Raw genomic sequence first — 9,988 nt, forward strand, 5'->3', positions numbered from 1 at the left:
GGATGCATCAGCCCGGCGCGGCGCAGCGCGGCGGCCAGCGCGGCGAAATAGGCGTCATGCCTGCCACCGCTCTCCGCCGGGCGCAGGGCAAGGACGCCGAGCCCGGCGACGGCGATGGCACCGCCGCCCGCCAGCACGGCGCGGCGCGAGGATGTCTTGCGTTCAGGCGGCATCGAAGATCCTGTGCAGGAAGGGGTTGAGCATCCGGCCCTGCGGATCGAGCCGGCGGCGTACCGCGTCGGCTTGCGCGAACATCGGATAGAGCGGCTGGAGTTCCTTGCGCGACAGCGAATGGAGCTTGCCCCAGTGCGGTCGCCCGCCCGCCTCGCGCAGCACCGGTTCGATCAGGTCGAACATGAACTGGTGGCTGTCCTTGTAATAGGCGTGGACCGCGATCGAGCCGCTTTCGCGCTGGTAGAACGGGGAGAGCCAGGCGTCGTCGGGCGCTATGATCCTGGCCTCGATCGGCACGAACACGTCGTGGGCCTGGCTTTCGATGCGCCGGACCACTTCGCGCAGGGCCTCCACCTGCCGTTCGATGGGAACGTGGTACTCCATTTCCTTGAAGCGCACGGGGCGTTCGTTCGACAGGAGCTTCCAGCCCTGGTCGATGGCCACTTCGGGCGGTTCGTCGTTCAGAAAATGCGCGGCGACGCGCTTGCGCACGCCGGGCGTGAATTCGAACACGTCGCGCAGCAGCTTCAGCTGCATCAGCACGTCGGTATCGCGATCGGGGCCGCGCGGGCGGACCGGCTCGGTCGTGACATCGTGCGTGATCAGCGCGGCCTTGCCGGTGAAGGGAAGGATCAGGAATTCGGCATTGCGATGGCGCGTGGCGAGCGCGGGCCACTGGCCCAGCAGTTCCTCGGTATCGACGATCCGCACTTCCTTGCGCACGCGCGTCAGCGGCTGGTTGCGCAGGGTCACTTCGGTCAGCACGCCGAACGCGCCGAGGCCCACGCGCGCCGCGTGAAAGACCTCGGGTTCGTGATCGGGCGCGGCTTCGACCACCGTGCCATCGGGCGTGACCAGCCGCAGCGCGGTGACGCCGCCGTGAATCGCGGTCAGTCCCTTGCCGGTGCCGTGCGTGCCGGTGACGAGCGCGCCGGCCAGCGATTGCTTGTTGATGTCCGGCAGGTTCGGCATCTCCTGCCCGATCGCGGCCAGCGCGGGGCCGAGCGCGGCCAGCCGCGTTCCTGCCAGGACGCGGGCCGAATGCGTGGCGGCGTCATGCCCGGCCAGCCCCGCCATGCGGTCGAGCGAGAGCATCGTGCCCGAAGTGGGCACCAGCGCGGTGAAGCTGTGCCCGGCGCCGACCGGCCGGATCGGGGCGGGGGCGGCGGGCAGCGCTTGCACGAGTTCGGATTCGCTGGCGGGAGCGAGGCGACGTTCCGGATAGGCATGTTCCAGGCCGCACCAGTTGGTCCAGAGCACGCGGCCCGATCCGTCGAGCGCGGGCGGGGGGACCGGTTCGCGATCAAGCCAGGCACGCCGCGCCGTCAGGCCGCCCGCCGTGGCTCCCAGTACGCCCACAGTCCCCAGAATGGCTTTCCTGCGCGTGAGCAATGCCATGGTTCCTATTCCTTTTCGCGGCCGGCCATGAACCGGATCAGCGCCTTGAGATCGTCGGGTGTGCAGGCAAGGCACTGGCCGCCGGCGGGCATCGCGCCCTTGCCCTGGATGGCGCTGGCAAGCAGCGCGTCCGGCCCCTTGCTCCAGCGGGCATCCCACAGGGTGCGGTCGCCGGTGAGCGGAGCGGTGGAGGCGCGGACGGTGTGGCAGGCCTTGCATGATGCGCCATAGAGTTCGGCGAGATGCGGATCGGCCGGCGTCAACGCGGCGCTTTGCGCCTCGGTCAGCGGCTGGGTCGGCGGTGCGGAATGGCCGCAGCCAGCCAGAGCAAGCAGGGCCGGCGCCAGCAATGCCGCCGCGAACATGCCCTGAGCCGGATGCTGTCCGAGTCGCACCATGATGTCCCTTCCCAACTTGCTGGAAATCTAGTTATAGCTATATTTCTGTCAAGGAGCATCGGAACGTGACCGAAGAAGGCGAAATCCCCTTTGCGATGTCGGGGCGAAAACCGGTGCAAAAGCGGGCGCAAGCCACGTGGAACCGCCTGCTCGATGCCGCTGGAAGTCTGCTGGAAGAAGTGGGGGTGGAGCGCATTTCCACCAACCTGGTGGCGGCGCGCGCCGGGGTCAGTCCGCCGACGCTCTACCACTACTTCCCGGACAAGTACGCGCTGTTGGCGGCCTTGGGGGAGCGGCTGATGGTGGCGCAGAATGCGCTGGTGGTGCTGGACCCGGAACAGGACGAAGCGGCCATTGCCGCCGTGCTGGAGGCGCATGTCACCCTGACCCGCGCCACGCCGGGCGGGGCGTGGATCATGCGGATGCTGCGGGCGGTGCCGCAACTCGCGCCGATCCGCATCGCCTCGCACCGGGCCGTGGCGCGCGCGCTGGCGGAGCGCGTGCTCGCGCTCGACCCCCGGCAGGACCCGCAGTCTACCGAGGCGCGGGCGCGGCTTTGCGTGGATCTGGGATATGCCGCGATCGAACTGATCTTCGACGAACCCGATCTGCCGGAGGCTCCGGCGCTGGCCGATGCCGCGCGCGCGATCCGGGCGGTGATCGCGCCGTAGGCCGCTTGCGTCGCGCCTGTTCCTTGCTATGAAGTTTTCACGAATATGAACTGATCGAGCATTGGGAGAGCCGCATGGCCAAGATAAAGACCACGCACGTCGGAAGCCTGCCGCGCGGCGATGAACTGACGCCGCTGCTGCTGGCGCGCGATGGCGGCCAGCCTTACGACGCGGCCGAGTTCGATGCCAAGGTTTCGGCCGCGGTCGATGCGGCGGTGCAGGCGCAGGTCGAAGCGGGCGTGTCCGTGGTCAGCGATGGCGAACTGGGGAAGGTCGGCTATTCGACCTACATGATCGAGCGGCTGTCCGGCTTTGGCGGCCATATCGATCGCAAGCCGGCGGCGGACCTCGCCGAAGTGCCGAACCTTGCGAAAAAGCTGTCGGCGATCATGGGCAGCCAGGAATTCGTGCGGGCTTCGTGCATCGGACCGGTGAAGCTGGTCACGCTCGATCCGCTGCACGAGGATATCCGCCGCTTCAAGGCGGCGCTGGCCAAGCATGGCGCGCCCGATACCGAAGCCTTCATGAACGCCGCCTCGCCGGGGTTGATCACCGCGTTCCAGGTAAACCGCCACTATCCGAGCCACGAGGCCTATCTGGCCGATCTGGCCGACGCGATGCGCGAGGAATACGAGACGATCGTGCGCGAAGGGTTCTACCTCCAGCTCGATTGCCCCGATCTCGCGATGTCGCGCCACACCGGCTACCAGGACATGGCGGAGGAGGACTTCCTCAAGGTTGCGGCGGCGAACGTCGAGGCGCTGAATGCCGCCACGGCCAACATCCCGCCCGAAAAGATGCGGATGCACGTGTGCTGGGGCAACTACGAAGGCCCGCACGATCACGACATCGCGCTGGAGAAGGTCATCGACATCGTGCTGAAGGCGCGCCCCGCCACGGTGCTGTTCGAGGCCGCCAACCCGCGCCACGAACACGAATGGAAGGTGTGGAAGGACGCGCGGCTGCCCGACTGGAAGGTGTTGGCGCCGGGGCTGATCGACACCTGCTCCAACTATATCGAGCATCCCGAGCTGATCGCCCAGCGGATCGAGCGCTTTGCCGAATTCGTTGGCCCGGAACGCGTTGTCGCCAGCACCGATTGCGGCTTCGGCACGTTTGCCGGTTATGGCAAGATCGATCCGATCGTGACATGGCGCAAGCTTCGGTCGCTGCGCGAGGGTGCGGATATCGCGGCGGCCCGTATGTGAGCCGGCCGTCTCTGACGGCGAACAGGGAGCAAGGTATGAACCCCGATGATCGCCGGGCCGTCGAGCACGATTGCGCCCGCCTGATCGCGCTTTACGCCAACCTCAACGACGAGGCGCGCTGGGACGAGGTGGCCGCGCTCTATGCCGAGGATGGCGTGATGTTCCGCCCGACCGCGCCGGACCAGCCGGTCGTGGGGCGCGAGGCGATCCTCGCCGCGTTCAAGGCCCGCCCGCCGCGCACCACGCGGCACGTCTGCTCCAACGTGGTGATCGATGTCGAAGGACCGGCTACCGCGCGAGGCACCTCGGCGATGCTGCTGTTTACGGGGGATGGGCCGCCACTGGTCGGTTCGTTTCATGATCGCTTTTGCCTGACCGCCGCCGGATGGCGCTTCGCCGAGCGGCGCGGGTCGCTGACGTTCAAGGGGTAAGGAGATGAGCGCCAGCCAGGCGGGCGCTGCCGCCCCGGTCAAGTCCGCGATGCGCACGCTCGATGTGATCGAGTTCGTCGTGGCGCATCCGCAGGGCGTGATCGCGCAGGAGATCGCGGCGGCGCTGGGGATTCCTGTCAGCAGCCTGTCCTATCTGCTGGCGACGCTGGCCGAGCGGGAATACCTGGCCCGGCAAGGGCGGCGCTATCTGCCCGGGCCGGGGCTGGAGCGGTTGCGTGCGCCCGTGTCTTCGCTCTCGCTGGAGGAGCGCGTGGCACCGCTGGTGCGCGCCTTGCGCAGCGAGTTGAACGAGACCTCGTCGTTCATGATCCGCGCCGGCTGGGATGCCGAGGCGCTGGTGACCGAAGCCAGCGATCAGGCGCTGCGCTATGCGATCGATCCCGGCACGCGCAAGCCGCTGCACGGGCTGGCCGGCGGGCTGGTCCTGCTGGCGGGAATGTCCGAGGCGGAGCTTGCGGACTATTTCGGGCGAAGCGAACGGGAGCAACTGACCCCGAAAACACGCGTTGCGGAGGCCGATCTGCGCGCCGATATCGCGGAGATCCGGCAAAACGGCTTCTGCACCGCGCGCGAGCGGGCCACGCTTGGTATTTGCGGGGTGGCTGTGCCGGTCAGGCTGGGCGACCGGCAGATCGGCGTGTTCAGCGTGGCGGTGCCCGCGGTCCGGTTCGACCCCGCGCTGGAACAGCGGATCAGGATACTGCTCCAGCGCAGCGCGGACGCGATCAGGGAAGCGTAGTCGGAACCGGCGCGGAAACCGGTCCGATGTGCAGGCTTCCGGCCGGTTTGTGGGTCGTTTGCTTGTGATTGGCGCGCGAAGCCTGCCGGGCGTGCCGCTGCGCCAGCCATGACATGACCGGGGCGCACAGGAACGCGGCGGACAGGCTGGCAAGCTGCAGCGCCAGCAGCCATTCGGTTTCGCTTCCCCAACCGGTGTCGATTGCCAGGATCGTTACCGTCAGCGCGAGGAACAGCGCGCCCAGCACGGATTCCGCCGCCGTATCGGCGAAGGGCGAACGGCGCGACGCGGCCACGGCGAACTTTGGCGTGCGGCGCCAGGCCAGCGGACGGCGGGAAAGCCCGGCGACGCCGCCAAGCAGCACGATCCACGTGAGCGAGGCGCGGGCGATTTCGCCCAGCACCATGTCGCGCGGTTCATGGCAGCCGGACAGGCGATAGCGGTGCGCCGTGCGCGCGCACCAGGTCATCCCGCCAAGGATCATCATCGCCCACACCACGTTGGGGATGTCCACGGGATCGCCGGCGCGGGCTGATTGGGCAAGGCCCATGAAAACCGTGCCCGCCAGCATCAGGACCAGCGCTCCCACGCGCTGCAGCGGGGCGACGCAGCGCAACACTTCAAGAAGCTTCGACCAGCCCGGCAGCGCTCCGGCGATGGGGTGCGGCAGGAATAGCCGCCAGTGGCGGCGCAACTGCTGCACGGGGCCGGCGGTCCAGCGGAACCGCTGCTTGCGGTAATCGTCGAAGGTTTCGGGGATCAGTCCCCGTCCGAACGTTTCGTTGAAGTAAAGCCCGTGCCAGCCGGTGGCCCGCATCCGGACCGAAACTTCGGAATCCTCGGTAAGGCACCATTCGGCCCACCCGCCGGCATCCCTGAGCGCCTGCGCGCGCAGCAGGCACATCGTGCCGATGGTGAATGCGCCGCCGTATTCGCTGATTCCACGCCAGTCGACCTTGTTCACCGGCATGTATTCCCAATGGCAGGCGGTCAGCCACGGGCTGCCCGCGTACCCGCGATAATCGTGGGGAGTCTGGATATAGCCCAGATTGGCATCGTCGAAATGCGGCACCAGCCGCGACAGGAAATCGCGTGTGGCGTGATAATCGGCATCGATCACGCCAACGATCTCGGTATCGCGCGCCATGACGTCGAGGCAGAAGTTGAGCGCGCCGGCCTTCGCACCTTCCAGGGGGGCGACGTGGAAGAAGCGGAACACGGTGCGGCCAAGCTGCCGATTGAGCGCAGTGCAATGGGCTTCCAGCGGACGCCACAGGGCTTCGTCCGGCGTGTTGTTGTCGCAGACCAGCACTTCGAAATTGGCATAGGCAAGCGCCGCCAGGCGATCCATCGTCCCCATCACGACCGCGGGCGGTTCGGAATAGCAGGGCAGATGGAGCGAGACCTTCGGTTCACGCGCCGCCTTTGCCGATGCGCTGCCCGGCGATACAGGCCGCCGCCAGCGTTCATGCGTAATGGCGGCGTCACGCGCGACGCTGCCAGCCATGGCGGCCAGGGCAACGACCGTGCCCAGCGCCAGCCCGATCAGGGCGGGTATGCGGAACCAGCCGGGAAAATCGCTTTCGCCGATGAACAGCGCGCTCCAGCCGGTCGCAACCGTCACCGCGAGAATTTGCGCGGCGTGCCAGGCGATACCGGCGTTGTTCAGGCGGGCCACCCGTATCCGCAAAACCATGCACAGGCCCGCGAAGACGAAGGTTGCGAGCAACAGCGGCGTGGCTGACAAAGAGGGGGCAGGGCCAGCCAGGAGTACGGTGGCCGTCAGCGCGGCTGCCGCAAGCGCGCAGAGTTCGCACAGGTCGCGCAACCGGGACGGCGCGAGCCGCACCGGCTCCCTGTATCGCGCCAGTGCTACAAGCGCGGAAAGGCAGGCGGAGATCGCCGCGAACAGCAGCGGCGCATCAAGCGAAGCACGAGAGAACGTCAACAACTGCGACCCCAGATTTCGTTCGGAATCAGGCAAATGCCAGATCCGCCGGACCTGTCTCCGCACGGGCGGGACCGATCGAACGAAATCGCGAAAGCAGCAAAGGTTTCTCTTTGACAGTCCCGGGTGCGACGGGGCGTGCAATTCTTGCCACGCAATGCAACAGGTTACGGCCGGAGTGAGCGCCTTGCCCGTCGATCGCCACAACGGAGGGCATGGTTCGCGCCCTCCGGGTGCTGTGATCGTGCTCGATGCCTCAGGCGGCAGCCATGCCTTCTGTGATTCGCTGCGTTTCGGCTCGGGTCGATTCCGGCCCGGTGTTGCGCTTGTAGATGCCGCCTTGCCCCGCCTGGCGGTTGAACAGGTCAGGATCACCATCGCGCTGCTTCAGGCCGAACAGCGGGAACAGGCCGGGATGGCGGCCCAGTCCGCCGTACAGGTCGAGGCAGCGCTCGATCCAGTCGCGCAGCGGATCGTCTTCGGCCAATACCGGGGTCTGGCATACTGACGCGGTGAACAAGATACCGCCCATGATGCGGAAATCGGCATAGTTAGGGGTGGAGCCGCCGAGCCATGGGTGCTGCGCAAGAGCGGCGCGCAAGGGCTCCAGCGCGGCGGAGATTTTGGGCAACCGCTCCTCACGCCCGGCCTGCACGTCTTCCAGCTTGCGGCCCAGCATCTTCTCGCGCGAATGCGTGACGTAGGCGTGGTCCTGCGGCACCGAAAGGTTGCGATAATCGGCGCAGAAGCAGAACATCCATGGCCCGACCGCGGCGTTCCAGAACCAGTGATCGAGCGCCTTGAGCGTTGCCGCCACGCTTTCGTGCGGGATCAGGGCGGGGCGGTCGGGGTACTTGGCGTCAAGGTATTCGACGATGCCCCAGCTATCGAGCACCCATTCCCCATCATCGACGATCGCGGGCAGGCGCTCCGTCTTGCCGCCGGTGCGTTCGAGAATGCCGGTGAAGCCGCCGGGCACGACGTCCAGTTCGAAGCCCTTGTGCTTGACGGCATACTTGGTGGCCCAGACGAACGGGCTGATCGTGGCGCCCGTCGAAAGGGCAAGATCGTAGAAGGTGATGGTGTTGTTCGCGGCCATGCCGGTTGCTCTCCTGGGCGTCTTCTTTTCTGCGAACGATCATGCCACGAATTGTTAGGTTTACAAACTAAATTCGGGCAAAAAAAGAGCGCCGGCCCCGTCGGGAGGAGCCGGCGCTCACGCTTCGGGCTTGCGCGGAATTACTTCCGGGTACGCCAGCCTTCGGCATAGCTGTCACGGGCGACTTCCGAATAGGGCACGGAGGCGACGACCGCCTTGATCTCGGTCTGGACGTGGGGTTCGACGGTCGGCTTGGTGGTGCCGCCATCGGGTTCGCCCCACAGCAGCGATACTTCGGTGCCGGGGGTTTCGAAGCCCGGTTCCATCATGGCCAGCGTCAGGAACTTGCCCTCGTTGGCGCTGTAGCCGATCCACGTCGAGATACCGGCCGTCTTGCCGTCCTTCAGCACCAGGTCGAACGGGTGCATGGCGTAGACCGAGCTGGGGTACTCCATGAACTTGGCCCGTTCGCCCTTGCTCAGGGCAGAGGACTGCACGCGCATCACGTCCTCGTTATCGAGCGCCAGCGTCACCTTGGTGCGCTTGGGGCCGGCTGCCATCTTCTCGAGCGCGGCGCGGCCGATGAACTCGTGGTCGAACTTCACGAACGGGCCGTACCCGAGATCCCAGGGATTGGTGTAATAGCCGTCGATGCTGTCGGGCACATAGCTGCCGCCGACCGAGCACTTGCCTTCATAGGAATTGGCGGAGAGCCATTCGCGATAGGGCTTCAGCGCCTCGCCCGTGTAGATCGCCGGCAGCGGGGAGGGGATCCAGCCCGATTCCAGCGTGTTGGACGAATAGGCACGGCCACCGACCAGCGCCAGGCCGAAGTCCTTGCCGGCTTCCACCAGCGCGCCGTGGACGGCGGCATAGTCTTCCCACGGGCCGAACAGTTCGAAGCCCGGCTGACCGGCCATGCCGTGGCGCAGGGCGCGCACGTCCTTGCCGCCGATCGTCATGCGGGTCATGTGGAAGAACTTCAGTTCCGGCGCCGGCTTGCCCGTGGCCTTCTCGATGATCTTCATCGCGTTGGGGCCCTGGATCTGGAAGCGGTACGAATTGCGCTTCCCGTCGGTGCGCATCGCCCAGCGCTCGTCACGCTCCACCGTCACGTTCCAGTTGCCGCTGGCGGCGTGGTATTCGACCCATTCGATCGACGGCGCGCGGCCGACGAGGTTGAATTCGTTCTCGTCGAGATAGAACAGGATCACGTCGCCGATGACGTAGCCATCGGGCGTGCAGGGCACGAACTGCTTGGCGCGATCGGGCTGGAAGCCCTTGAAGGTGTTGATCGCAAGATATTCCAGCATCTTGAACGCATCGGGGCCGCGCACCGCCAGATCGACCATGTGATACGACTGGTTGTAGAGCACGGCCGTGTGGCCCCAGGCCCATTGTTCCGCGCGCCAGTTGGAATATTCGGCGGGCACGCCGGGATAGACGTTCGGGCCGACCTGCTGGTTGCGCAGGAAGCCGACGACATCGGCCTGGCTCTGCAGCAGCTGTTCAAGATTTTGCGACATGGATGGAGTCTCTCCCGTGCGAGGTGGTTTGGCGTGAACGTCTCATGCCTCAATTTCGCTGATATGAAAAGTTCGCAATCATGAATTTCAGTAAAATGTGAGCGGCGCGTCCGATTGCTCCGCCGTACGGATCGTGTGGGCGCGCGTGTCAGGGGCGTGCGCACGGCAGGGAGCTTGGCCCGGATCGTTGCGGCGAGCGAATCTGAGTCTCGTTCGATGATTCGCGACTCTCGGCCTTATCTAAGCGATTGTATTTAGGTGATTAAGTTGTGTTTGGGATGGGGTTGGGTTGTGAAGAGTGAATGAGGGGTGTGAGCGTTGGTGTGGTTTGGTGTTTGTGTTGGTGGTTATGTTTGAGCCGGGAATTTGGGGGTT

At 66.1% G+C, this 9,988-nt stretch carries 9 protein-coding genes; 4 read left to right on the top strand and 5 right to left on the bottom strand.

Features of this window, described 5'->3' with window-relative positions:
- Window positions 1-162 precede the first annotated feature (162 nt).
- Both B3547_RS08255 and B3547_RS08260 read right to left on the bottom strand, forming a co-directional pair.
- Window positions 163-1,572, bottom strand: a complete 1,410-nt coding sequence (locus tag B3547_RS08255) for a D-arabinono-1,4-lactone oxidase (protein ID WP_292961987.1) — start codon at window positions 1,570-1,572, stop codon at window positions 163-165.
- Between the two features lie 5 nt (window positions 1,573-1,577).
- Window positions 1,578-1,970: a c-type cytochrome gene (locus B3547_RS08260; RefSeq protein WP_292961989.1), complete on the bottom strand. Its 393-nt coding sequence runs from the start codon at window positions 1,968-1,970 to the stop codon at window positions 1,578-1,580.
- Window positions 1,971-2,035: 65 nt separating this feature from the next.
- Between B3547_RS08260 and B3547_RS08265 the strand changes: the two genes are divergently transcribed.
- From B3547_RS08265 to B3547_RS08280, 4 genes are all read left to right on the top strand, one after another.
- Complete coding sequence (locus B3547_RS08265; RefSeq protein WP_124811288.1) at window positions 2,036-2,641, top strand: TetR/AcrR family transcriptional regulator; 606 nt, start codon at window positions 2,036-2,038, stop codon at window positions 2,639-2,641.
- 74 nt (window positions 2,642-2,715) lie between these two features.
- A complete protein-coding gene (locus tag B3547_RS08270; protein ID WP_125955120.1) occupies window positions 2,716-3,849 on the top strand; it encodes a cobalamin-independent methionine synthase II family protein in 1,134 nt (377 codons plus the stop codon).
- A 35-nt stretch (window positions 3,850-3,884) separates the two neighbouring features.
- Window positions 3,885-4,280: a nuclear transport factor 2 family protein gene (locus B3547_RS08275; protein ID WP_124811286.1), complete on the top strand. Its 396-nt coding sequence runs from the start codon at window positions 3,885-3,887 to the stop codon at window positions 4,278-4,280.
- Between the two features lie 4 nt (window positions 4,281-4,284).
- Window positions 4,285-5,040: an IclR family transcriptional regulator gene (locus B3547_RS08280; RefSeq protein WP_292961994.1), complete on the top strand. Its 756-nt coding sequence runs from the start codon at window positions 4,285-4,287 to the stop codon at window positions 5,038-5,040.
- Here B3547_RS08280 and B3547_RS08285 read toward each other — a convergent pair.
- From B3547_RS08285 to desA, 3 genes are all read right to left on the bottom strand, one after another.
- The gene (locus B3547_RS08285) at window positions 5,027-6,988 is read right to left on the bottom strand and encodes a glycosyltransferase family 2 protein (RefSeq protein ID WP_292961996.1); all 1,962 of its coding nucleotides are present in this window, start codon (window positions 6,986-6,988) and stop codon (window positions 5,027-5,029) included. The two genes, B3547_RS08280 and B3547_RS08285, sit on opposite strands and share 14 nt — an antisense overlap.
- A gap of 256 nt (window positions 6,989-7,244) precedes the next feature.
- On the bottom strand, window positions 7,245-8,087 hold the full coding sequence (locus B3547_RS08290; protein ID WP_292961999.1) for a beta-etherase: 843 nt from the start codon (window positions 8,085-8,087) through the stop codon (window positions 7,245-7,247).
- A gap of 140 nt (window positions 8,088-8,227) precedes the next feature.
- Window positions 8,228-9,613, bottom strand: a complete 1,386-nt coding sequence (desA, locus tag B3547_RS08295; protein WP_125955124.1) for a syringate O-demethylase — start codon at window positions 9,611-9,613, stop codon at window positions 8,228-8,230.
- Between the last annotated feature and the right edge of the window lie 375 nt (window positions 9,614-9,988).

The sequence above is a fragment of the Novosphingobium sp. UBA1939 genome, from assembly GCF_002336885.1.
GTDB lineage: Bacteria > Pseudomonadota > Alphaproteobacteria > Sphingomonadales > Sphingomonadaceae > Novosphingobium.